Raw genomic sequence first — 22,009 nt, 5'->3', positions numbered from 1 at the left:
AGCGCCGATTACCCCGAGAATCCTTGAGATAACCTGCCCATCCCCGGGGATTTTTGTGATAATCCCGCCTTCAATCATAGAAAGAGGTCATGACGATGGGATTTGATACCAGCGGACTACTCCCCTTAAGCGATGCCCTGCAAGGGATGCTGGAACAACTCGCCTGCTGCTGCGACAGCGAGCAGTTGCCCCTGCCAGAGGCCCTTGGCCGGGTTCTTGCCAGCGACATCGCCTCTCCCCTCGCCGTGCCCCCCTTCGACAACTCCGCCATGGACGGTTACGCCGTGCGCCTTTCGGATCTCGCCAGCGGCACCCCGCTCATCATGGCGGGCAAGGCGTTTGCCGGTCAGCCCTACCAGGGCGAATGGCCCGCTGGCCACTGCGTGCGGATCATGACAGGCGCCCCGGTACCCGCAGGCACCGATGCGGTGGTGATGCAGGAAGAAACGCAGGCCGACGGCGATCGGATCACTTTTCTGGCACAACCCGAACCGGGCCAGAATATCCGCCGCACCGGCAGCGATATCGGCAAGGGCGCCTGTGTGCTGCCTGCCGGCACTCGCCTCACCCCAAGAGAGATGCCACTGCTGGCCTCCCTTGGCGTGGCCACTGTCGCAGTGCGCCGCCCGCTGAAAGTGGCTATTTTCAGTACCGGTGACGAGCTCAAACCGGTCGGCACCCCGCTCGCCCACGGCGATATCTATGACTCCAACCGCTACGGCGTGCGGGCCATGCTGGCGCGGCTGGGCTGCGACTGCCTCGACCTTGGCATCATCCCGGACGATCCCGCCCAGCTGCGCGCCGCCTTTATCCGCGCCGATGAAGAGGCCGATGTACTCATCACCACCGGCGGTGTCTCGGTAGGGGAAGCAGATTTCACCAAACAACTGCTGGACGAGCTCGGCGAGATTGGCTTCTGGAAGCTGGCCATCAAGCCGGGCAAGCCGTTTGCCTTTGGCCGTCTGCCCCGCGCCTGGTTCTTCGGCCTGCCGGGCAACCCCGTCTCCGCCATGGTCACCTTCGATCAGCTGGTGCAACCGGCGCTGGCCAAGCTGGCGGGCCAGCACTTCGAGCGCCCGCTCCAGCTGCAAGCCATTGCGGCCGAACCACTCAAAAAGAGCCCGGGCCGACTCGACTTCCAGCGCGGCATTCTGAGTCAGGGACCAAACGGCCTCGAGGTGCGCAGCACCGGCTCGCAGGACTCCGCCGTGTTCAGCTCCCTGTCGCAAGCCAACTGCTACATCGTTCTTGAACGGGAACGGGGCCGCGTCGCCGTGGGCGAGACAGTAACCGTGGAGCCATTCGGGGGATTGCTGCTGTGAGCGAGATCCTCAGCGACGCCGAACTGCTGCGCTACAACCGCCAGATCATCCTCAAATCCTTCGATTTCGAGGGGCAGGAGGCGCTCAAACAAGCCCGTGTGCTGGTGATCGGTGCCGGTGGCCTTGGTTGCGCCGCCAGCCAGTATCTAGCGGTGGCCGGGGTTGGCCGACTCACCCTGGTCGATTTCGACAAGGTGGAGCTCTCCAACCTGCAGCGTCAGGTGCTGCACAACGATGAGCGCATCGGTCACTACAAGGTAGACTCTGCCGCCCAGTCGCTGCGCGCGCTCAATCCCTGGCTCAACGTCGAGACCCACGCGGCCGTGGCCGACGAGGCGCTGCTCGATACCCTGTTGCCCCAACACCAGCTGGTATTGGATTGCACTGACAACCTGGCCATTCGCAACCTGCTCAACCAAAAGGCACGCCAGCATGGCGTGCCACTGGTCAGCGGCGCCGCCATCCGGCTGGAGGGTCAGCTCTGCAGCTTCACCTGGCAGGAAGATGAGCCCTGCTACGCCTGCCTCAGCGCCCTGTTTGGCGAGCAGGCCCTCACCTGCGTCGAGGCGGGCGTGCTCGCCCCCGTGGTGGGATTGGTGGGTAGCCTGCAAGCGCTGGAAGCTATCAAGCTCTTGGCAGGCATGGGCAAAAGCTACAGCGGCCGCCTGCTGATGATCGACGGCCTGAGCGGCACCTTCCGCGAGATGAAGCTGCCCAAGCGCCCCGACTGCCCGGTCTGTTCCCATCCTTGACGCAAACGGGATCAAAAAAGCCGAACCCCGTGGTTCGGCTTTTTGGTACCTGCACCTAACAACCCCTTCCTCAATGGGTCGTGAGGATCCTTTGCAACAGGTGATTAAAGCCCGAGGGATCTTCCGCAGGCCAGGCGTGGTGGCCGTTGGGGGTGTGGATGGTGGCGTTGGGCAGGGCGGCAAACTGCTCTACCCGTTTGGCCAGCGGCAGGTAGTCGTGACTGGTGGAGATGATGGCCACCGGCTGCCAGATGGCGCCGAGCCGGGCACGTACCGACCAGCCGGGTAGCGCCTCCAGCAGCGCCTTGTAGGTTTTCTTTTTATTGCGCACGAAACGCAGCCGGAAGGTGTGGCGCACCTGTGCCAGATCCGGGCCCGGGAAGAGCTCGCGTCCCAGCCACCAGGCGAGGGGGCGCATACCGAACCAGCGCAGCCACTTGAGGCGCTGGGCGTAACGCTCCTGCTCTTTGGGGCTCTCCAGCAGAAACTCGCTAAAACCGTTGACCAGCACCAACCCCTGCACCTTGTGGGGCAGTTGCAGCGCCAGCTCCAGCGCTACCATGGCCCCCAGCGACAATCCCACGACCCAGGCGGGTTCTGGCTGTGCATCGAGCCAGTTCACCACATCGGCTGCCAGGGTCGCCACATCGAACGGCCCCTCCTGCATGCTCTGGCCGTGGCCGCGCAAGTCCAGCGCCACCACCCGGTAGTGTTCGGAAAACCGTTCGATCTGCGCCTGCCAGTCGAGGCTGGAGGAGCCCAGCCCATGCAGCAGCAACAGCAAGGGGCCCTCCCCCGCGCTGCGCAGGGAAAGACCGTTGAATTTCATCACCTGATTGCGGCGCATCAGTGTATTGCCTCTCGACTCATCACCTGAACCATCTCTTGTTGTTATGTCACCCGTGGTTATCCTGCCACGTTATCAGCACGGCGCCCAATCAGCCTTCGCTGACCAGACTCACCGCCTTGATATAAGCGTAGATCTGCTGCTCCGGCGCCAGCGCCAGCCGCCTGGCGGAGCGGCTGGTGATCCGAGCCAGCAGTATCTGCTCACCCAGCGCCAACTGCAACAGGGTCTGGCCGGGGCGCACCTCGCGCACCGCCAGCAGACGGGTGACGAGACAGTTGGAGAGACTGGAGTGCTCGATAGGTGCTGTGGCAATCACCACATCGCGCCCCGCCACCTTGATCTGCAAAGGGCCGCTCTCGTCCGGCACATGGGTCATGGTGACCCGCAGTTGCTGCTCACCAAGCTGCAGGGTCGCCATCTGCTCCTCTTCATCGTAGTGAGAGAGGGTCGCCGCCAGCATCACTCCGGCATCGTCACGGCTGGCGAGTGACAGGTCGGTACGGGCGAAGATTTCGCTCGGCCTACCTTGCGCCTCCACCCTGCCACCTTCCAGCAGCACCAGCTGATCGCAGAGCAGGCTCACCTCCTCCATGGCGTGGCTGACGAAGATCATCTGGATGCCGCTCTCCTGCTGCAAGCCCTTTAGCACATGGGCCTGATGGATGCGGCTGCGCCGATCGAGCGCAGACAAAGGCTCATCGAGCAGCAGCAGATCAGGCTCGGCCAGCAGCGCCCGCCCCAGCGCTACCCGCTGGCGTTGACCGCCAGAGAGGGCATGTGCAGGCTGCCCCAGCAGATCGGCAAAACCGAGCCGCGCCGCCAGCGCTTCGGGCTGCCAGCGCCCTCGCCCCTTGCGGGCCGCCAGTTGCAGATTGCCGAGCACCGTCAGATGGGGGAAGAGGCGCGAGTCCTGAAACACCAGTCCGATCCGGCGCGCTTCGGGCTGCAGTTGAGCATATTCCCGATCGCGCCACCGCAAGCGATCCCCGTTTTGGCGATCGAGCCCTGCGATGATGCGCAGCAGGGTGCTCTTGCCGCAGCCCGAGGGGCCGAACAGGCCGAGGATCCCCCCCAGCTCGAGGGTCAGAGCGCAATCGAGGGTAAAGGAGCCAAACTCGCGCCGGACATGGAGGTTCAGGGCATGGCGGTGCGGCTCGTTCACTGGCGGCATAGTGGCGGGCTGGTTCATCCAAACACTCTCCGCTGTCTGCGCTGCAGAACCCCGTAGACCAGTACCAACATCACCAGCGAGAAGGCCATCAGGCCGCCCGCCAGAATATGGGCGTTCTGGTAATCCATCGCCTCCACATGATCAAACAGGGCAATCGAAAGCACCTGGGTCTCCCCCGGAATATTGCCGCCAATCATCAGCACCACGCCAAACTCCCCCAATGTATGGGCAAAGCCAAGGGCCGCCGCCATCACGAAGCTGGGCAGGGTCATCGGCAAGATGATGTGGAAGAAGCGCTCCAGCGGGCCGAGCCCCAAGGTAGCGGCAGCCTCCAGCTCCTTGTTACCCATGTTGACGAAGGCGGAGGTGAGCGGCTGCACTACGAACGGCAGCGAATAGAGGATGGAGGCGAACAGCAGGCCGAGAAAGCTGAAGGCAAGCGGGGCACCAAAGGTGTCGCGCCACCAGGCGCCGAAGCCATATTCGGGGGAGAAGGCGAGTAGCAGATAAAAACCCAGTACCGTGGGAGGCAGCACCAACGGCAGTGCCACCAAGGCCTCAACCAGCGGCCGCAGCCGGTTCTGACTGCGCGACAGCCACCAGGCCAGCGGCGGTGCCAGCAACAGCAAAATCGCTGTGGTGCAGGCCGCAAGCTTCAGGGTGAGCCAGACCGCCAGCAGATCCCCTTCACTCATTACCGACCTCCCGGTTGATAAATGCCCCCAACGGCATGGTATCCATCCTTATTGCAAAGAGTGGCCGACCCGAAGGCCGACCACTCAGGGTATCGCATCAGGCCCATCCCCTTATTGGGGCAGGGCATAACCAGCTGCCTTGATCTGTGCCTGACCCGGCCCCTTGAGCCAGGCCACCAGCGCCTCGACCGCGGCGCCTTTTTTCAATACCAGCCCCTGCTGCTCTATGGGGGGATAGAAGTCGGCAGGCACTGCCCAAGCTTCGGCGGTCTTGCCCGCCTCAACCAGATTGGCCCAGGCGACAAAGCCCAGCTCGGCATTGCCGGTGTCGACAAATTGCCAGGTCTGGCCGATGTTGGCGCCGGTCAGCAACCGGTACTGCTTGGGATCGATCTTGAGATGGGTGAGGGTCGCCATGGCGGCAGCACCATAGGGGGCGGTACGGGCATTGGCGATGGCGAGGTTGCCTTTCCAGCTACGCAGGGTCGCCTCGTCAGGGGCCGGCCCCCCTTTCTTCCACAGCCCCAGCTGGCCGATGGCGTAGGTGAAGCGATCGCTCCCCTTGCCCTCTTTTTCCAGCTTCTCGGGGGTCGCCGCATCGGCGGAGAGGAAGAGATCGAACGGTGCGCCGTGACTGATCTGGGTGTAGAGCACTCCGGTGGCGGCAGACGAGATGGCCAGGGTGTGGCCGGTCTTGGCGGTAAACTCCTTACCGATACGCTCGATGGTTCCCTTGAAGTTGGCGGCCACGGCCACTTTCACTTCATCGGCCTGCACGACACCGGTATGCAAGGTGGCGGCGCAGACACCGGCGATGACAACAGATAACAGCGGTTTCATTCCCTTTCTCCTGATGGGGCCCGCACATCCGCGCCCCTTGGCGGGGCCGTGGTTCCCGTTGAACCTGCGCCCCTCGTGATGAACAGGTCAGGCTTGCCAGCGGGCAGCGGCGGCGTTGTCGCTCTCCTTGGCCTCGACCCAGCGTTGCACACCCTCGGCAGTCAGCTCTTTTTTCCAGAACGGCGCCCGGGTTTTCAAGAAATCCATGATGAAGTGACAGGCGTCAAAGGCGGCGTCGCGGTGGGCACTGCTCACCGCCACCAGCACGATTTGATCGCCAAGCCACAGCTCGCCGATACGATGAATGAGGGTACACTCCTGCAGCGGCCAGCGGCAGCGGGCCTCCTGCACAATATCGGCCAGCGCCTTCTCGGTCATGCCGGGGTAGTGCTCGAGGGCCAGCCCTTTAACCTCCTCCCCCTGATTGAAGTCGCGCACCTTGCCAACAAAAGTGACGATGGCGCCACTGTCTGGGCGGGTGGCTAGGCGGGCATATTCGTCCGCCAGCGAGAAATCTTCCCGCTGGACCAGAATGCGATCGGTCATGGTTGCCTCGCTCATCCTTAACCTCCGGTCGTTACTGGAGGGGCAGGGAAGAAGGCCACCTCATCGCCACCACACAGCTCAGTGGTGCGATCCACGGTCATTATTTCACTCATCATCAACCTCCGGTCACCGGCGGGAAGAAGGCCACCTCATCGCCATCATTGATGGGGGTATCGAGGGACACCAGGGTCTGGTTGACCGCCACCAGCAGTTTGCCCGACTCGAGGGCGAGTGCCCACTTGTCGCCGCGTTCACAGAGCGCCGCACGCAGTTGTTCGGCGGTGGCATAGTCGCACGGCAGGCTCAGCTCATCGCAGGCAACCAGCTCTCTTACTTGCGCAAAAAACAGTACCTTGATCATGCTTGCTCCCCGCTATTTGACCCCAGCTGGAAATGGCCGGACTTGCCGCCCTTTTTCTCTACCAGCCGCACCTGCTCGATCACCATGTCTTTTTGCACTGCCTTGCACATGTCGTAGATGGTCAGCGCCGCTACCGACGCGGCGGTCAGCGCCTCCATCTCCACCCCGGTCTTGCCGGAGAGCTTGCAGAGGGTGCGGATATGCACCCGATTCTGCTCGGCCAGCGGCACTATCTCCACCTCGACTTTGGTCAAGGCCAGCGGATGGCAGAGTGGGATCAGATCAGAGGTCTTCTTGGCGGCCATGATGCCGGCGATGCGGGCGGTGGCGAACACGTCACCCTTGTGGTGCTGGCCGCTCAGGATCAGCGCCAGCGTCTCGGGGGCCATGGCAACAAACGCCTCGGCGCGGGCTTCGCGCTCGGTCACCTGCTTGTCGGTCACATCCACCATATGGGCTTCACCGCTCTGGTTCAGATGCGTCAGGTTGGGCTGGGTCTGCTTGGGATCGGTCTGGTTCATCGTTTGCTCTCAGAGGTGGGAGACAAAGTTGCACGGCTTGGTGCGGGCATCGAGCTGATCGCGGATCAGTTGCTCCCAACCCAGCTGGCAAGCGCCGGTGGAGCCGGGCAGACAGCAGATCAGGGTGCGATTGGCGAGTCCCGCCAGCGCACGGCTCTGCATGGCGGAGCCTTTAATCTCGGCAAAAGAGAGCTGACGGAACATCTCGCCAAAACCCTGTACGGTGCGCTCGAACAGCACACCGACCGCTTCCGGCACCCGGTTCTGTTCGTTGAAGCCGGTACCGCCGTTAATCAGTACCACCTGCACCCCCTCATCGGCGATCCACTCGCTCACCCGCGCGCGGATGCGAAACAGGTTGTCCGGGCAGAGCGCCCGATCGGCCAGCTGATGGCCCGCGTCGGTAAGGGCCGAGACCAGATAGTCGCCCGAGCTGTCATCGGCGGCAGTGCGGCTGTCGGAAACCGTCAGCACGGCGATCTTGAGGGGAATAAATGCGTTGTGTTTCTGTCCCATCGGGCAGCTCCTTGTGGCTATGGGCCGTCAACGAGGCAGGAAGAGAAGGGGTATGAGAGGCCAGCTGTCAGGGCGCAAAAACGGACGCAGACAGGGGTGACCAACTTGCTCAAGCGTGTGACGGCGGGCTGATTCTATCAAAGGTTTCACGAGATATGGGATTTAAAAGACACACAAATCTGATGCTTGTCCCATATATGAACAAAACGCAGGCCGGGTAAACCCGGCCTGTCGTCGCAGGATCAGAACCCTTTAACCCCGGTCATGTCGGGCAGCTGGTGAGCAATCCCCTTGTGACAGTCGATGCAGGTACTTTCACCACTGGCCAGATTGGTAGAGTGCATCTTGGCGGCACGCTGCCCCTGCAGGGAGAAGTCCATGTACTCGAAGTTGTGGCAGTTGCGGCACTCGCGCGAATCAGTCTCTTTCATCCGCTGCCACTCCCGCTCCGCCATCTCGCGTCGGTGTGACTCGAACTTCTCGCGGGTATCCACCTTGCCGGTGATCATGCCCCACAGCTCCTTGGAAGCCTGCACTTTGCGGATGATCTTGTAGGTCCACTCATGGGGTACGTGACAATCCGGGCAGCTGGCCCGCACACCGGAGCGGTTAGCGTAGTGGATGGTATCGCGATACTCCTCGAACACGTTGTCCTTCATCTCGTGACAGCTGGTGCAGAAGGCCTCGGTGTTGGATGCTTCCATGGCGGTGTTGAAGCCACCCCAGAAAATCACGCCACCGAAGAAGCCCATCAGCAGGATGACCCAGAGAGCCGCCTTCGATGGTGACTTGAAGGTGGTCCACAGACGCTGGATAAAGCCGGGTAATTTCATCTATGGATTCCTCAGTTCAGCGCTTCAACCGGTTTAAAGGTATTTTCCACCAGCGGCTTGGCATCCGCTTGCGGTACATGGCACTGCAGGCAGAAGTAGCGACGCGGCGACACTTCACCCAGGGTCAGGCCGTCGCGGGTCTCGAAGTGAGTCGGACTGATCTTGGGGGCCTTCATGGCACTGGCATTCTTGAAGCTGTGGCAAGCCAGGCACTTGTTGACCTTGGTATCCACCTCATAGTTGCGAATGTCGTGGGGGATCAGCGGCGGCTGATGCATGTACTGGCGATCATAGGGCGCGCCATCCTTGCGGAAGTTTTTCAGGGGAGCGGCAGTGGCATCGGTCACCAGATCGGTGGCGCCACGCTCGGACTTGAGGCCACCGGTACTGTTGGTGATCTCGGGGGCCGCTGCCATCAAGGATCCCGCCATCAGGCAGGCCAGCATTGCTCCAATCAGCTTTTTCATTATTTGTTCTCCGACGTTTTTTCTGCCTTGACGGCAAAACCTACAGTGATTTCAAAAACTTGCTCCGCGCAGACATCGATGCAGCGGCCACAGTTGGTACACTCCTGAGCCGCAATCAAGGGCCCGTGACCGCGCTTGGCACCGTGAACAGGCCCGCGCAGGATGGGACGCTCCGGGCAGACCGCATAACAATCCATGCAGTTGTTGCACCGCTCGCGCCCCTTGGCAGAAATCTTGATAAATCCGACCCGGTTGACCAGGGCATAGAAGGCCCCCACCGGACAGAGATGACCGCACCAGCCCCGCTCAACCACGAAGAGATCGAACAGGAATAGCGCCGCCAGCAGGGCCCAGCCCGCCCCCATGCCAAACAGCAGACCGCGCATGGCGAGCGACACAGGATTGACCAACTCCCACGCCATCATCCCGACCCCCGCTGGCACCACCAGCACCATGGCCAGCAGCCAGTAGCGGGTCGCACGGCTGAACTGGCCGTTGCCCTTTAATCCAAGTCGCCCCCGGAGCCAGGCTGCGGCATCCGTGATGAGGTTGACCGGACAGACCCAGGAGCAGAACACCCGCCCCCCGGCCAGCCAGTAACCGGCCAGCACGATGGCAGCCCCCAACCAGAGGGTGGTGATGGGCCAGTGGCCCGCCATCAGCGACTGCAACAGCGTGAGGGGATCGGTCAGCGGCACAGTCTCCAGCAACAGCGAGCTGGAGAGGTTGCCCTTGAGGATCCAGATACCCGCCAGCGGCCCCAGCAAAAACAGCCCGAGCACGCTGAACTGACTCAGCCGACGCAGCAACAGGAAGCGGTGGGAACGCCACCACCCCAGCTTGATGCGAGCCTCTTCCCCCGGATAACGACTCATAACCCCTCCGGTTTGCGGGTGGGCAGGGTGAGCCTGTCGCCGATGAGCGACTTGTTCCCCGCCTTGGCCTTCTCTTCCCAGCCGAGTCGGTAGTGATGACCCAGCTCACCTTTGGCGAGCTGACGTGGCACCACCTTGATGGCGGCCTCCTCCAGCACGCAGGCATGCTCACACTTGCCACAGCCGGTACAGACATCGCTGTGTACCGTGGGCAGGAACATGGCGTGTTTGCCGGTACGCTGGTTATGCTGCAGCTCAAGAGTGATCGCCTTGTCAATCAGCGGGCAGACCCGATAACAGACATCGCAGCGCAGCCCCAGATAGTTGAGGCAGGTCTCGTGATCGATGAGCACTGCCACCCCCATCCGGGCCTGATCGATGTCGGTCATCTGCTGATCCAGCGCCCCGCTCGGGCAGGCCATCACACAAGGGATGTCATCACACATCTCGCAGGGCACGGCACGCGCCTTGAAATAGGGGGTGCCGGTGGTCACAGGGTCAAACAGCCGGGCGAGCTTGAGGGTGTCGTAGGGGCACGCCTCGACGCAGAGCCCGCAACGCACGCAGGCGCTGAGGAACTCTGTTTCATCGAGAGCGGCGGGCGGACGCAGCGCCTGGGCAGGCACAGCTTGTGCCTGCTGGCGGGCCACGCCACCGAGCCCCACGCCAAGCAGGCCCACACCGCAGGCCCCCTTGGCCATGTCGGCCAGAAACTGGCGACGACTACGACTCATCTCGCACTCCCCCGCCTTAAGCCTTCATCACCTTGACGGCGCACTTCTTGTAATCGGTCTCTTTCGAGAGCGGATCGGTGGCGTCCAGGGTCAGCTTGTTGACCAACTGGCTCGCATCAAAGAAGGGCATGAAGACCAGTCCTTTCGGCGGACGGTTGCGACCACGGGTCTCGACACGGGTCTTCACCTCGCCACGGCGGGAGGAGACGATCACCTCTTCGCCACGACGCACGCCGCGAGCCTTGGCATCATCCGGGTGCATGAAGAGTACCGCATCCGGGAAGGCGCGATAGAGCTCGGGCACCCGACGGGTCATGGTGCCGGTGTGCCAGTGCTCCAGCACACGACCGGTGGAGAGCCACAGATCGTACTCTTTATCCGGCGACTCGGCGGCGGGCTCGAACGGCAGGGCGAAGATGACCGCCTTGCCATCGGGCTTGCCATAAAAACGTACCCCCTCGCCCGCTTTCACATAGGGGTCGAACCCTTCGCGATAGCGCCACAGGGTCTCTTTGCCATCTACCACAGGCCAGCGCAGACCACGGGCTTCGTGGTACTGATCGAACGGTGCCAGATCGTGACCGTGGCCACGACCGAAGGTGGCGTACTCCTCGAACAAGCCCTTCTGAACGTAGAACCCGAAGTGTTCGGCTTCGTCGTTCAGCATCCCCTTGCTCTGCTCTTTCGGGAACTGGTTGACCTGACCGTTGGCATAGAGCACGTCGAACAGGGTTTTACCCTTCACTTCCGGCATCTTGGCAATCAGTTCAGCCGGCCACACTTCCTCAACCTTGAAGCGCTTGGAGAACTCCATCAGCTGCCACAAGTCGGACTTGGCCCCTTCCGGCGCTTTCACCTGCTGGTGCCAGAACTGGGTGCGGCGCTCGGCGTTGCCATAGGCCCCCTCTTTCTCCACCCACATGGCGGTCGGCAGGATGAGATCAGCGGCCTGGGCAGTGACGGTCGGGTACGGGTCGGAGACCACGATGAAGTTGCGCGGATCGCGATAGCCAGGCAGGCGATCGGTATTCATGTTGGGGCCGGCCTGCATGTTGTTGTTACACATCACCCAGTAGGCGTTGAGCTTGCCATCTTTGAGCATGCGATCCTGCAGCACGGCGTGGAAACCCACCTTGTCGGGAATGGTCCCCTCCGGTAGTTTCCAGATCTGCTCGGCAATGGCGCGGTGCTTGGGCTCGGTCACCACCATGTCGGCAGGCAGACGGTGGGCGAAGGTACCCACTTCCCGCGCAGTGCCACAGGCAGAGGGCTGGCCGGTCAGTGAGAAAGGACCATTACCTGGCTCGGAGATCTTGCCGGTCAGCAGGTGGATGTTGTAGCAGAGGTTGTTGGCCCAGACGCCACGGGTATGCTGGTTGAAACCCATGGTCCAGTAGGAGACCACCTTCTTGCTCGGATCGGCATAGAGCTTGGCCAGCTTTTCCAGCTTCTCTTTGGAGACGCCGGAGAGCTTGGAGACCGACTCCACATCGTAATCCGCCACGAACTTGGCAAACTCCTCGAAGGTCATCGGAGTGGCATCGCCGCTGTCCGGGTTCTTCGCTTTCTGCTGCAGCGGGTTGGTCGGACGCAGACCGTAACCGATGTCTGTGGCCCCCTTCTTGAACACGGTGTGCTTGTTGACGAAGTCCCAGTTCACCTTGTCGTTCTGAATGATGTAGTTGGCGACATAGTTGAGGATCGCCAGATCAGTCTGGGGCGTGAAGACGATACCGTTATCCGCCAGTTCGAAACTGCGGTGCTCGAAAGTGGAGAGCACGTGCACCTGCACATCCGGGTTGGAAAGGCGGCGATCAGACATCCGTGACCAAAGGATGGGGTGCATCTCGGCCATGTTGGAGCCCCACAGCACGAACGCATCGGCCTGCTCGATATCGTCATAGCAGCCCATCGGCTCATCCATACCGAAAGTACGCATAAAGCCGACGACCGCAGAGGCCATGCAGTGGCGGGCATTAGGGTCGATGTTGTTGGAGCGGAAACCGGCCTTCATCAGCTTGGCGGCAGCGTAACCTTCCCAGACAGTCCACTGGCCGGAGCCGAACATGCCGACAGCGGTCGGCCCCTTCTCTTTCAGAGTTGCCTTGAATTTCTCGGCCATGATGTCGAACGCCTGATCCCAGCTGATGGGGGCAAAGTCGCCATCCTTATCGAACTGGCCGTTCTTCATCCGCAGCATCGGCTGGGTCAGGCGATCCTGGCCGTACATGATCTTGGAGAGGAAGTAACCCTTGATGCAGTTGAGGCCACGGTTGACCGGTGCATCGGGGTCACCCTGAGTCGCCACGACCCGACCATCCTGAGAGCCCACCAGCACGGAGCAGCCGGTACCGCAGAAGCGGCAGGGAGCCTTATCCCAATGGATGGCCGTCTTGTCGGTACTGGTGATGAGATTGGCTGCCAGCGTGGGGGCACTGACACCGGCCACGGCAGCGGCAGCTGCCACCGCGTTGGCCTTCATAAAGTCGCGTCGACTCAGCTTCATGGCATATCCTCACATTGCTTATCGCGTAATAGTTGTCGAATCAGTCGAACGGGAGCCAGCCATCAGCGGTAGAGGGCACGCCCGGCATCCCATCACTCTTTTCAGTGACCGCCCAGTTCATCGAACTGGTGGTAAATCAGGGCGGCAGAGAGCACACCCGGCATCGCCTGTATCGCATCAATGGCCGCCATGATCGGCCGCTGGCTCGGACCTTCCAGGGTCACGACCAGCTTGCCCTCGTCACTGACGGCATGGATCTCGGCCCCTTCAAGGGCGCCAATCTGCTCGGCGAGCTGATGGCGCAATGCGGGCTGGGTCAGCACCACCAGACTCGATACATGGAACTCCTGATCCATAGTGGCTTCTGTGTCACACGGCTTCTGACTCATTCTGACTCCTGCTTGAGGGAGGGCTGGCTCGTACCACCGGATGGGGCGGCTCGCCCGTCGACCTTGATGCTGCCAACCGGACAATCCTGCACGCAGGCGCCGCAGCCATTACAGCGATCCGGCTCGACCGTCGGGGTGGGCACACGCCCCAGCACCGGAATAAAACGAATGGCATTGGGCTCGCAGCTGTCCTGACAGCGCTGGCAGAACACCTGACCATTGGCCAGACAGTTGGCCTCGATATGGGCCTTGTAGTGCCAGGGGGACTCGCTGGTCGGGCGAAACAGCGGCGCCTTGCAGACCATGACGCACTCGGTGCAGAAGGTGCATTCGCCACGCTGGAAATCGACCACCGGAAAACCACCCTCGCCATTCACCAGGATCTGCTCCGGACAGGCAGCCAAACAGTCCCCGCAGCGGGTGCAGTCGGCGACAAATGCCGACCAGTTGACTGACCAGGGCAACTGCACCGGCGGTTCGGCAGTTCTCAGCCGCCCCCGGAACAGGCCGCGGCGGGCAAGATCGATCTCATCCGGCATGTTGACTCCTGTTCTGGTGAAAAAGGGGACAGTGCGAGTCCATGATTGGCATTCTTGATACCAATTATAAGAGTGGGTGTATATTGCGGCCCTGACAAGGTAAGGGATATACCACCAGGGAGATAAACAGGGGGGACTTTTGCGCCAGATCAAAGCCTTGCAGCGCAATAAAAATGGAGGTATCGGTTAAAATACCTCCATGTGAGGATTGCTATTTAATCGTTGGCGATTTTTTGCGGTTATCCGCCGATCGAGGCGAGATGAGGGGTGATACCGGTATTGCCCTCATGGAGACGATGGGTGGCACTCTTGCCCGCCAGTGCCGCGCGAATGCGCTGTTGCAGCTCATCAGATTGCCCATCTGCGCCGAGCAGATCCCGCAGGTCGATGCCGTTGTCGCCAAACAGGCACAGATGCAGCTTCCCCAGCGAGGAGACCCGCAGCCGGTTGCAACCGGCACAGAAATCCTTGCTGTAGGGCATGATGAGCCCCACCCCACCTTGCGAATCGGGGTGCATAAAGACCTGCGCCGGACCGTCATCCGTGCCCCGCAACTGCTGCACCCAGCCGCTCTCCAGCAAGCGCTGTTTGATCTGTTCGCCGCTGACATGGTGGTCACGGAACAGGGTATCCATCTCGCCGGTCTGCATCAGCTCGATAAAGCGCAGCTCGATGGGCTTGTACCTGATCCAGCCCAGAAAGGCATCAAGTTGGTAGTCGTTGAGCCCCTTGAGCAGCACCGCATTGATCTTCACCGATTTGAAACCGGCGGCCAGTGCTGCTTCGATCCCCTCCATCACTTCGGCCAGCTTGTTCTCACCGGTGATCTGGTGAAACTGGCGCGGGTCGAGACTGTCGACACTGACATTCAGCGCGTTGAGTCCGGCATCAAACCACTCTTGAGCCCGCTCCTTGAGGCGATAGCCGTTGGTGGTCATGGCGACCTTCTCGATACCCGGGGTGGTGGCAATCACCTTGACGATCTCGGTGAAATCGCGGCGCAGGGAGGGCTCGCCCCCCGTGATGCGCACCTTGCGGGTGCCCATGGCGGCAAAACCGCTGACCACGCGGCGGATCTCGTCAATCGAGAGAAAGGGTTGACGCCCCGCTTTGTGACCTTCCGGGGGGCGATAGCCGTCAGGCAAGCAATAGGTGCAACGGAAATTGCACACATCGGTCACTGACAGACGCAAATAGTAAAAACGACGGGAAAAACCATCTTCAAGTGGCAACATAAACACCTTTCCAAATACGGGAGGCCAGGGCATTTCTTTCCTGACCCTTACAGCTCGAACGTCGGCTGACGGCTGGTTTCCCCCTATCGCTAGGACTTAGGCAAAACCGCTCGGAGTTCATCTAGTTTTTCGATGCTAACACAAGTTGGAGTACACTCCCACGCATCTTGCGGGGTCCTTATCACTATTCAGAGGTGCGCATCAGTATGGGAAAACGGTTCAGGGTCCATTCGGTCAGCAGTGCCATTGGTCGCGCCATGGTGTTGATCCTCTTTATGGCCAGCCTGATCGCGCTGGTCGCCATGGTCACCCTCTTCTACTCGGTACCCGATGCCAAGGCGATCAACCTCTCCGGTTCGCTGCGGATGCAAGCCTACCGGATGGCCTACGAAATCGAGCGGGGCGACAGCGTGCTGGGGCGCCTCTCCCAGTTTGAAGAGACCCTGCACGCCGAAGAGCTGCAGGAGACCCAGCGCTGGATCACTCCTGCCTCCCTGCGTCGCACCTATGGCGAAGTGCTCGGCCAGTGGCTGGTGATGCGCCAGCACATCGAGGATCGCACCCCCAGACGGTACACCGATAATACCGAGCAGTTTGTGGCGGCCATCGACAATTTCGTCAATCAGATGCAGTACCACGTGGAATTCAAGGTGAGGATGCTGGCGCTTGCGGAGGGGCTCGGCCTGCTGGCCATCATCACCATCGCCTGGTTCACGGTGCGCTTCACCCGTCAGCAGGTGGTCGCCCCCCTCAACCAGCTGGTCTACTGTGCCCGCCAGATCCAGCGGCAGGATTTCGATCTTAAGCTGCCCGCCCACGGCGAAAACGAGCTGGGGGAGCTGTCGCGCGCCTTCGTCACCATGGCAGACGAGCTGGGCAAACTCTATCGGGAGCTGGAAAACAAGGTGGAAGAGAAAACCGCCAAGCTGCAACAGGCCAACGACACGCTCTCGTTTCTCTACTCGACCGCCCAGAAGCTGCACGCCGCCCCGCTCAGCACACGTACCCTCATCAAACTGCTGGACCGCGCCGCCGCCCACCAGCATATCGACCATATCCGGCTGACCCGCTTCGAGCACAATGCCATGCCGGTCTATATCTCGGGGCGCACCGGCTGGCCCGGCGATCTCGATGCGGTCGCCAGCTTTTATCTGCAGATGGATGAGCAGGAGTTCGGTCGCCTCGACATCATCAGCCAACACCCCATCGATGAGCGGTTGATTAAAAACTTCACCATGCTGCTGGCTCAAGTGCTGCACAAAGACCAGACCCTGCTGCAGCAGCAGCGACTGCTGCTGATGGAGGAGCGGGCGGTGATCGCCCGGGAGCTGCACGACTCGCTGGCGCAGGCCCTCTCCTATCTCAAGATCCAGTCCACCCTGCTCAAGCGCTCTTACGCCAAGGGGCAACATGACAAGGCGCAGGAGGCGATGCAGCAGATCGACGAGGGGCTTAGCAATGCCTATACCCAGTTGCGCGAACTGCTCGGTACCTTCCGTCTCACCATTGGCGATGCCAATCTGGGGGAAGCGATCCGCGTCATGCTCGATCAGCTGCAACCCCAAACCCAGGCCGAAATCCGGTTCCATTACGGACTGGCCGACAACGACCTGGAGGCGGGCCAGCATATCCACATTTTGCAGCTGATCCGTGAGGCAGTGCTCAATGCCATCAAACATGCCAACGCGCAAGTGATTGATGTTAGCTGTGAGACCCTCGCCAGTGGTAACATTGAGGTTCAGATTTCAGATGACGGTGTCGGGATCGGACTCGCCAGCTCGGCGATCAACCATTACGGTTTGAGCATCATGAACGAGCGCGCCAGCAAACTGCACGGTCTGCTGACCATCAACGAGCAGCAACCACAAGGCACCTGCGTGCATCTGACCTTTCCCACCAGTCTAGCGAGAGACGCCTGATGGACGAGATGAAATACACAGTTCTGGTCGTAGATGACCATCCCCTCATGCGCAAAGGGATTGTGCAGTTGCTGGCTCTGGAAGAGAACATGGAGGTGACCGGTGAAGCCTCCAACGGCACAGATGCCGTGGCGCTGGCCAAAGAATCAGAGCCGGATCTGATCCTGCTCGACCTCAACATGAAGGGGCTCTCCGGCCTCGATACCCTCAAAGCGCTGCGGGCCGAAGAGATCACCTCCCGGGTAGTGATCCTCACCGTCTCCGATGCCCGTCAAGATGTGGTGGCCCTGCTCAAGGCGGGTGCCGATGGCTACCTGCTCAAGGATACCGAGCCTGATCTGCTGCTGGCCCAGCTGGCCGACGTGATGACCGGTAAGCAGATCCTGAGCGAACCGCTACGCCCCTATCTCGAAAACATCTACGAGCTGGATCACCTGCAGCAGAAGCTGGAAAGCTTAACGCGTCGCGAAATGCAAATCCTGCGCGAAATTGCAAAAGGCCTCTCCAACAAACAGGTCGCCTCGGTACTCCATATCTCCGAGGGAACGGTCAAGGTTCACGTGAAGAGCCTGCTGAAGAAACTCGAGGCGCAAAGCCGCGTGGAAGCGGCTGTCATGTATCTGGAGCAGCGCAACTAAGCGTCCTCAACCGCCCGAAAAGCCACCCTCCGGTGGCTTTTTTCATTCTCTGGCACAGTCGCTGCATTGTCATATTCAGCAACTACTCAATGGAGGATGGAACATGAAACTACAACCTTTGGCACTGTTCCCCTTGCCTTCCCACATACTGCCGGGCGGCAAGCTTCCTCTGCGTCTGTTCGAGCCACGCCACCTGCAGATGCTCAAGGAGTCATTCATCAACGATCAGGGCTTTGGCATCGTGATGGAAGAGTCGACCACCTCGGGACAATCCGGCCGCATTCTGCCGGTGGGCACCCGGGTCAAGGTGACTGACTTCTACAGCCTTAATGATGGCCTGCTGGGAGTGACGGTGCTGGGACTGGAGCGCTTCTGCATCCACGAGATGGAAACAGACGAGATGGGCCTGCGCCGGGCCAAGGTGGAGATGCTGCCCAACTGGCCGAGCACCCACTCAGATTTCAACGACAAGCTGCTGGTCAATCGCCTGAGGGAAGTGTTCGAGCAGTATCCAGAGCTTGATGAGCTCTATCCGGACAAGCGCTTTGAAGATGCCGCCTGGCTCTGCCAACGCTGGCTCGAGATATTGCCGATGCCAATTTATGAAAAGCAGATGCTGATTGCCAAACAAAACAGCGAAGCAGCCCGTAAATTCCTGCATCGCCTGATTTCACAATGACAAAAACAGCGTTGCAAAATGCAATTATTCCAACAATGAAAATGTGAAATTCGCATTTTGCGAGTAAGTAGGAACGCAAAACGCCATAACAAGAGAGAGCCGCTGCGCTAAACGGCCAAAATTGAACACAAAAGAGTCCCATAAAAGTTGGCACAGATTTTTCATATAGATTGATACAACCCGATTTATCCCGTGCTCTCTTCAGTATTTGCTGAAGAACTGGTCAACCCACAAAGTTGACCATTTTTTTTATCCGCGCGTCGGCAACCGCTGACCAAAGTGACGCTGCAAACACTCTCTCAACCGTGACAAGGTGATAGGCTTGGCGAGAAAGTCATCCATCCCCTGCGCCAGACAGCAGGCCTTATCCTCCGCCATCGCATTGGCTGTCAGGGCGACGATAGGCATGGTGCATCCCAACTCACGCAAGCGCCGGGTGGCTTCCAGTCCGTCCATCAGGGGCATCCGCATATCCATCAGGATCAGATCCGGGAGCTGCTCATCCACCTGCGCCAGCGCCTCCAGACCATTGGCTGCCAGCCGTACCTTGCCCACCAGTTTCTGCAGCATCAGCGACACCACCAACTGGTTCACCGGGCTGTCCTCCACCACCAGCACATCCAGTGGCAGCAGTGCCGAAGCCCCCTCCTCCCGCTGCGGCTGGCTATGGCAGGGTAGCGCCATGCCGGGCAGTTCGAACCAGAAACAGCTTCCCTTGCCCGGCTCGCTCTTGAGGTGGATCTCTCCCCCCATAAGCGTCACCAGACGCTTGCTGATGGCAAGACCGAGGCCGGTACCGGAAAAACGCCGGGTGGCCGAGTTGTCGACCTGGGAGAAGGGTTCAAACAGCAGCGCCTGATCCGCATCAGCGATCCCGATCCCGGTGTCGGAGACCGAGATCAGCAGCTTCTCATCCTGCCAACCCAGGTGCAGTGTCACCTGCCCCTGCTCGGTAAATTTGAGGGCGTTGTCCAGCAGATTGCCCATCACCTGTGACAAACGCATCGGATCCCCCTGCAACTCCCGGGGCACAGACTCATCGACCCGATAAACCAGCGCGATCCCCTTGGCGGTGGCACGGGTTTGCAGCGGCTCGACCAGGGATTGGCAAAGCTGGACGGGTTGCAGGGTCTCGCAGTGAAACACCAGGGTTTGCGACTCGATTTTCGAAAAATCGAGCACGTCGTCGATGATGGTTTGCAGCAACCTGGCCGAGTGGGTGGCATGGCGCAGCAGGCTCTGTTGCTCCGGCGCCAGCTCGGCATGCTGCACCAGATCGAGCATCCCCAACACCGCATTCATGGGCGAGCGGATCTCGTGGGTCATCATGGCGAGAAACTGGGACTTGGCACGGTTGGCCGCTTCGGCCTCATCCCGTGCCCTCGCCAGCTCCTCTTCCCGGCGGATCTGGTTGCTGATATCCCGGGCAGTGCCGCGATAACCGATAAACAGGCCATCATGGTCAAAGCAGGGCTCAGCGCTCACCTCCATCCAGCAGGGGCCGTGTTGCAGCGCAACCTGCATCCGCACCCCTCGCACCGGCTGGCGCAGCGCCAAAAGCTGCAGGTATTTCTGGGCATCGCAGCTCTGCTTGTTGCAGACGTAGTCATAGAGGGTCGGCCGGGTCGCCTGCGGGGTCATCTCATCCAGATAACCCGGCTCTGAGGCATAACTGAGGCGATGCTCGGCATCTGTCTCCCAGAACCAGTCAGAGGCCATGGCGGCGAAGCTGCGAAAACGGCGTTCGCTGGCCTGTAACGCCTCGGTTTTTACCGCGACCTGCTCCTGCAAGCGGGCCCGATAGGTGATGTTGACCAGAGCCTGGGCGATAAGCGGACGACAACGCTCCATGGCGGCCTTGCTGGTGAGATCGAAGGTGCCCGCCCGAGCGTGGCGGCAGATGAGGGTGGCGGTAAAACCGGGGGCCTGCAGCCCGGTCAGCATCACGCTGGCCCAGCCCGGCTCGCTCGCCAGCGGCGCCAGCTCAGGGAGCTGGGCGGGATCGTAAATCACCAGGGTTTCACCCGAGATGGCGCGGGCAAATGCCGGGGTCATACGCCAGCTGCGGGCTGATAGCATCGGCTCGGTACTGAGGTGGGTACTCCCCTGCTCCCCTTCCCAGGCCACTACATCCGCGTGTTCAAAGCCGATAAAGGGTTTGAGCACCTGGATAAGGCTCTCCAGCACCTGCTCCAGCGTCTTGGCATCGGCGAGGGTGGCAACCCCGCCCAGCAGGGTCTGGGACTCGTGACGATACTTGGCCTCGCGCTCGCGGCAACGCATAAGGTCGACCAGCGTGGTCTGCAATTTGTCGCCGAGGGCTTCCAGTTCACTGTTGCCAATCATCTTGTTGCCTGCTCTGTTATGTTCTGCCGACTCAACGGGTCAGGAAAATCACGCTCGATACCATCAGGTTGCCGTGGGCCAGCTCGCCATTGGGCAGCCGCCCCTGCTCGCCGAAGGTAAAGGGGGTGATAAAGGGGATCTTGCCGAGGCGAGCCTGGCTCTGCTCGACAAATTGGCACAACATATCACCTAGCGCCAAACGGCAACCAGCACAAAAGATGATGAGAGCGCCGATAGGCTGCAATTCCACATCGACCCCATACCCTGGCTCGATGCGCATGGCATTGAGGCTGCGCTGCAACAACCCTTCCTGACTGCTGTACATCAACAACAGACGCTCCCCTTGCACCACATCGGTAAAGAGCCGCAGCCCGCCCTGTTCAGTCACCGCTTCGGGGTGGGAGAGTTTGTAGTAAGGAATGCCATCCAGCGCTCCCACCTGACGAGCCAGCGGGGTGAGCGTGGTCTCCCGCAAAATCGCCCCCACCGGCCAGGGCTGCTCGCGCCCGCACCAGCGGGCATAGACCTCGGCAGCAGGCTGGTGATCGATGGTGAGTACCTCCCGCCCGTTGCAGGCGGTGATCTCGCCGCTGAATTCGGCAGGCACATAACCGGAGTGAAACTGAAAAGCCAGCTGGCAATCGGGATAGAGCACCGCCAGACCGATGCCATCCTGAGCCACCGCCTCATCCCAGCAGAGCTGCCAGTCACCGCTGACACTGCTATCAGCCGCGGATCCACCGACCACCGGCACCGAGGCACCGAGTTCTGCCTCGATACCGGCCAGCAGCCCCTCTTCCTTGCCGGGACTGGCGTGAAACAGGATCAACTGGGGCAGCTCGCCCGGTCGACCACAATCGCTCATGGCTCGGCGCAGCAACTGTCGCACATCCACCCCGTCACCGCTGGCACCGGCTACCCCGAATGCCCCTTTCTCATCGTACAGGGCAGCAACGGCCAGCCCATATCCGTCTCGGGCGTGGTGTCCCATCTCGGTCATGACACCACCGCAAGAGCTGCACCCAAGCAGGCGGGTCGTCGGGAACTGGTGTTTGAGCGCGTCGTGCAGTATCGCCCCGTCATGGGCTTGGGTAAAATAGAGTAACAGCAGGGAGGGGGCCTGATCGGCATGGTGGCGCAGCTGCGCGCAGATATCTTGGGCCGCCAGCGATGAATTCTGGGCGAGGGAGTGAACGGTCAGATATTTCAACACCATCTCCTTGTTTTATCGAATGGCAGCCTCAAGCAAAAATCATACCTTTATCAAACAATTAT

At 60.8% G+C, this 22,009-nt stretch carries 23 protein-coding genes and 1 riboswitch; of the genes, 5 read left to right on the top strand and 18 right to left on the bottom strand.

What is annotated here, in order from left to right; translation table 11 throughout:
- The first annotated feature begins 95 nt into the window (after positions 1 to 95).
- Positions 96 to 1,322 (top strand): molybdopterin molybdotransferase MoeA, encoded by a 1,227-nt coding sequence (gene moeA, locus LRL22_RS07965; protein ID WP_270905113.1) that lies wholly within the window; start codon positions 96 to 98, stop codon positions 1,320 to 1,322.
- A complete protein-coding gene (gene moeB / locus LRL22_RS07960; RefSeq protein ID WP_167572986.1) occupies positions 1,319 to 2,074 on the top strand; it encodes a molybdopterin-synthase adenylyltransferase MoeB in 756 nt (251 codons plus the stop codon). The genes moeA and moeB overlap by 4 nt, the downstream gene beginning before the upstream one ends.
- A gap of 70 nt (positions 2,075 to 2,144) precedes the next feature.
- Here the strand turns inward: moeB and LRL22_RS07955 are convergent, their stop codons facing one another.
- The 16 genes from LRL22_RS07955 to moaA form a co-directional block, all read right to left on the bottom strand.
- Complete coding sequence (locus LRL22_RS07955) at positions 2,145 to 2,921, bottom strand: alpha/beta fold hydrolase (protein ID WP_270905112.1); 777 nt, start codon at positions 2,919 to 2,921, stop codon at positions 2,145 to 2,147.
- Between the two features lie 91 nt (positions 2,922 to 3,012).
- A complete protein-coding gene (gene modC, locus LRL22_RS07950) occupies positions 3,013 to 4,113 on the bottom strand; it encodes a molybdenum ABC transporter ATP-binding protein (protein ID WP_425292792.1) in 1,101 nt (366 codons plus the stop codon).
- Positions 4,110 to 4,790 (bottom strand): molybdate ABC transporter permease subunit, encoded by a 681-nt coding sequence (gene modB, locus LRL22_RS07945; RefSeq protein WP_005361814.1) that lies wholly within the window; start codon positions 4,788 to 4,790, stop codon positions 4,110 to 4,112. The genes modC and modB overlap by 4 nt, the downstream gene beginning before the upstream one ends.
- A gap of 111 nt (positions 4,791 to 4,901) precedes the next feature.
- On the bottom strand, positions 4,902 to 5,630 hold the full coding sequence (gene modA, locus LRL22_RS07940) for a molybdate ABC transporter substrate-binding protein (protein WP_270905111.1): 729 nt from the start codon (positions 5,628 to 5,630) through the stop codon (positions 4,902 to 4,904).
- A gap of 87 nt (positions 5,631 to 5,717) precedes the next feature.
- Positions 5,718 to 6,191 carry a molybdopterin synthase catalytic subunit MoaE gene (gene moaE / locus LRL22_RS07935; protein WP_270905110.1) on the bottom strand — a complete coding sequence of 158 codons (474 nt, stop codon included), beginning with the start codon at positions 6,189 to 6,191 and terminating at the stop codon, positions 5,718 to 5,720.
- A gap of 100 nt (positions 6,192 to 6,291) precedes the next feature.
- Positions 6,292 to 6,537, bottom strand: coding sequence for a molybdopterin synthase sulfur carrier subunit (gene moaD / locus LRL22_RS07930; RefSeq protein ID WP_106552192.1), 246 nt, complete (start codon positions 6,535 to 6,537; stop codon positions 6,292 to 6,294).
- Complete coding sequence (gene moaC, locus LRL22_RS07925; protein WP_110302479.1) at positions 6,534 to 7,058, bottom strand: cyclic pyranopterin monophosphate synthase MoaC; 525 nt, start codon at positions 7,056 to 7,058, stop codon at positions 6,534 to 6,536. The genes moaD and moaC overlap by 4 nt, the downstream gene beginning before the upstream one ends.
- Positions 7,059 to 7,067: 9 nt before the next feature.
- Positions 7,068 to 7,574 carry a molybdenum cofactor biosynthesis protein B gene (gene moaB / locus LRL22_RS07920; protein WP_005344126.1) on the bottom strand — a complete coding sequence of 169 codons (507 nt, stop codon included), beginning with the start codon at positions 7,572 to 7,574 and terminating at the stop codon, positions 7,068 to 7,070.
- A gap of 242 nt (positions 7,575 to 7,816) precedes the next feature.
- Positions 7,817 to 8,407 carry a cytochrome c3 family protein gene (locus LRL22_RS07915; protein ID WP_005353459.1) on the bottom strand — a complete coding sequence of 197 codons (591 nt, stop codon included), beginning with the start codon at positions 8,405 to 8,407 and terminating at the stop codon, positions 7,817 to 7,819.
- Positions 8,408 to 8,418: 11 nt separating this feature from the next.
- Positions 8,419 to 8,874 carry a nitrate reductase cytochrome c-type subunit gene (locus LRL22_RS07910; RefSeq protein WP_005334452.1) on the bottom strand — a complete coding sequence of 152 codons (456 nt, stop codon included), beginning with the start codon at positions 8,872 to 8,874 and terminating at the stop codon, positions 8,419 to 8,421.
- Complete coding sequence (gene napH / locus LRL22_RS07905) at positions 8,874 to 9,749, bottom strand: quinol dehydrogenase ferredoxin subunit NapH (RefSeq protein ID WP_270905109.1); 876 nt, start codon at positions 9,747 to 9,749, stop codon at positions 8,874 to 8,876. The genes LRL22_RS07910 and napH overlap by 1 nt, the downstream gene beginning before the upstream one ends.
- Entirely contained in the window at positions 9,746 to 10,483 is a 738-nt protein-coding gene (napG, locus tag LRL22_RS07900; RefSeq protein WP_270905108.1) for a ferredoxin-type protein NapG, read from the bottom strand. The genes napH and napG overlap by 4 nt, the downstream gene beginning before the upstream one ends.
- A gap of 16 nt (positions 10,484 to 10,499) precedes the next feature.
- Positions 10,500 to 12,989 carry a nitrate reductase catalytic subunit NapA gene (gene napA, locus LRL22_RS07895; protein ID WP_270905107.1) on the bottom strand — a complete coding sequence of 830 codons (2,490 nt, stop codon included), beginning with the start codon at positions 12,987 to 12,989 and terminating at the stop codon, positions 10,500 to 10,502.
- 101 nt (positions 12,990 to 13,090) lie between these two features.
- On the bottom strand, positions 13,091 to 13,345 hold the full coding sequence (locus tag LRL22_RS07890) for a chaperone NapD (RefSeq protein ID WP_216978040.1): 255 nt from the start codon (positions 13,343 to 13,345) through the stop codon (positions 13,091 to 13,093).
- A 29-nt stretch (positions 13,346 to 13,374) separates the two neighbouring features.
- Positions 13,375 to 13,917, bottom strand: coding sequence for a ferredoxin-type protein NapF (gene napF, locus LRL22_RS07885; protein WP_216975333.1), 543 nt, complete (start codon positions 13,915 to 13,917; stop codon positions 13,375 to 13,377).
- A gap of 239 nt (positions 13,918 to 14,156) precedes the next feature.
- Positions 14,157 to 15,152 carry a GTP 3',8-cyclase MoaA gene (gene moaA, locus LRL22_RS07880; RefSeq protein ID WP_157162249.1) on the bottom strand — a complete coding sequence of 332 codons (996 nt, stop codon included), beginning with the start codon at positions 15,150 to 15,152 and terminating at the stop codon, positions 14,157 to 14,159.
- A riboswitch (molybdenum cofactor riboswitch) is annotated at positions 15,140 to 15,280 on the bottom strand. Its footprint overlaps the gene before it by 13 nt.
- Positions 15,281 to 15,358: 78 nt before the next feature.
- Between moaA and narQ the strand changes: the two genes are divergently transcribed.
- The 3 genes from narQ to LRL22_RS07865 all read left to right on the top strand — a co-directional run bounded on the left by narQ (position 15,359) and on the right by LRL22_RS07865 (position 18,388).
- Positions 15,359 to 17,071, top strand: coding sequence for a nitrate/nitrite two-component system sensor histidine kinase NarQ (gene narQ, locus LRL22_RS07875; protein ID WP_139473427.1), 1,713 nt, complete (start codon positions 15,359 to 15,361; stop codon positions 17,069 to 17,071).
- Entirely contained in the window at positions 17,071 to 17,709 is a 639-nt protein-coding gene (gene narL, locus LRL22_RS07870; RefSeq protein ID WP_005334471.1) for a two-component system response regulator NarL, read from the top strand. The genes narQ and narL overlap by 1 nt, the downstream gene beginning before the upstream one ends.
- A 103-nt stretch (positions 17,710 to 17,812) precedes the next feature.
- Entirely contained in the window at positions 17,813 to 18,388 is a 576-nt protein-coding gene (locus LRL22_RS07865) for an LON peptidase substrate-binding domain-containing protein (protein WP_201937094.1), read from the top strand.
- Positions 18,389 to 18,637: 249 nt separating this feature from the next.
- Here the strand turns inward: LRL22_RS07865 and LRL22_RS07860 are convergent, their stop codons facing one another.
- Both LRL22_RS07860 and LRL22_RS07855 read right to left on the bottom strand, forming a co-directional pair.
- Positions 18,638 to 20,734 (bottom strand): hybrid sensor histidine kinase/response regulator, encoded by a 2,097-nt coding sequence (locus LRL22_RS07860; protein WP_216975335.1) that lies wholly within the window; start codon positions 20,732 to 20,734, stop codon positions 18,638 to 18,640.
- Positions 20,735 to 20,765: 31 nt separating this feature from the next.
- A complete protein-coding gene (locus LRL22_RS07855) occupies positions 20,766 to 21,950 on the bottom strand; it encodes an FIST signal transduction protein (protein ID WP_216975337.1) in 1,185 nt (394 codons plus the stop codon).
- Positions 21,951 to 22,009 lie beyond the last annotated feature (59 nt).

Origin of the sequence: Aeromonas sp. PI_26 (assembly GCF_027854445.1) — a bacterium.
In the GTDB taxonomy this organism is placed as follows: domain Bacteria; phylum Pseudomonadota; class Gammaproteobacteria; order Enterobacterales; family Aeromonadaceae; genus Aeromonas; species Aeromonas veronii.
This window is presented reverse-complemented; position numbering and strand designations above follow the sequence as displayed.

Bases quoted from the DNA above. Each gene is read 5' to 3' on its own strand.
- moeA (WP_270905113.1), top strand. From the start codon at position 96: ATGGGATTTGATACCAGCGGACTACTCCCCTTAAGCGATGCCCTGCAA.
- LRL22_RS07955 (WP_270905112.1), bottom strand. From the start codon at position 2,921: ATGCGCCGCAATCAGGTGATGAAATTCAACGGTCTTTCCCTGCGCAGC.
- modC (WP_425292792.1), bottom strand. From the start codon at position 4,113: ATGAACCAGCCCGCCACTATGCCGCCAGTGAACGAGCCGCACCGCCAT.
- modB (WP_005361814.1), bottom strand. From the start codon at position 4,790: ATGAGTGAAGGGGATCTGCTGGCGGTCTGGCTCACCCTGAAGCTTGCG.
- modA (WP_270905111.1), bottom strand. From the start codon at position 5,630: ATGAAACCGCTGTTATCTGTTGTCATCGCCGGTGTCTGCGCCGCCACC.
- moaE (WP_270905110.1), bottom strand. From the start codon at position 6,191: ATGAGCGAGGCAACCATGACCGATCGCATTCTGGTCCAGCGGGAAGAT.
- moaD (WP_106552192.1), bottom strand. From the start codon at position 6,537: ATGATCAAGGTACTGTTTTTTGCGCAAGTAAGAGAGCTGGTTGCCTGC.
- moaC (WP_110302479.1), bottom strand. From the start codon at position 7,058: ATGAACCAGACCGATCCCAAGCAGACCCAGCCCAACCTGACGCATCTG.
- moaB (WP_005344126.1), bottom strand. From the start codon at position 7,574: ATGGGACAGAAACACAACGCATTTATTCCCCTCAAGATCGCCGTGCTG.
- LRL22_RS07915 (WP_005353459.1), bottom strand. From the start codon at position 8,407: ATGAAATTACCCGGCTTTATCCAGCGTCTGTGGACCACCTTCAAGTCA.
- LRL22_RS07910 (WP_005334452.1), bottom strand. From the start codon at position 8,874: ATGAAAAAGCTGATTGGAGCAATGCTGGCCTGCCTGATGGCGGGATCC.
- napH (WP_270905109.1), bottom strand. From the start codon at position 9,749: ATGAGTCGTTATCCGGGGGAAGAGGCTCGCATCAAGCTGGGGTGGTGG.
- napG (WP_270905108.1), bottom strand. From the start codon at position 10,483: ATGAGTCGTAGTCGTCGCCAGTTTCTGGCCGACATGGCCAAGGGGGCC.
- napA (WP_270905107.1), bottom strand. From the start codon at position 12,989: ATGAAGCTGAGTCGACGCGACTTTATGAAGGCCAACGCGGTGGCAGCT.
- LRL22_RS07890 (WP_216978040.1), bottom strand. From the start codon at position 13,345: ATGGATCAGGAGTTCCATGTATCGAGTCTGGTGGTGCTGACCCAGCCC.
- napF (WP_216975333.1), bottom strand. From the start codon at position 13,917: ATGCCGGATGAGATCGATCTTGCCCGCCGCGGCCTGTTCCGGGGGCGG.
- moaA (WP_157162249.1), bottom strand. From the start codon at position 15,152: ATGTTGCCACTTGAAGATGGTTTTTCCCGTCGTTTTTACTATTTGCGT.
- narQ (WP_139473427.1), top strand. From the start codon at position 15,359: ATGGGAAAACGGTTCAGGGTCCATTCGGTCAGCAGTGCCATTGGTCGC.
- narL (WP_005334471.1), top strand. From the start codon at position 17,071: ATGGACGAGATGAAATACACAGTTCTGGTCGTAGATGACCATCCCCTC.
- LRL22_RS07865 (WP_201937094.1), top strand. From the start codon at position 17,813: ATGAAACTACAACCTTTGGCACTGTTCCCCTTGCCTTCCCACATACTG.
- LRL22_RS07860 (WP_216975335.1), bottom strand. From the start codon at position 20,734: ATGATTGGCAACAGTGAACTGGAAGCCCTCGGCGACAAATTGCAGACC.
- LRL22_RS07855 (WP_216975337.1), bottom strand. From the start codon at position 21,950: ATGGTGTTGAAATATCTGACCGTTCACTCCCTCGCCCAGAATTCATCG.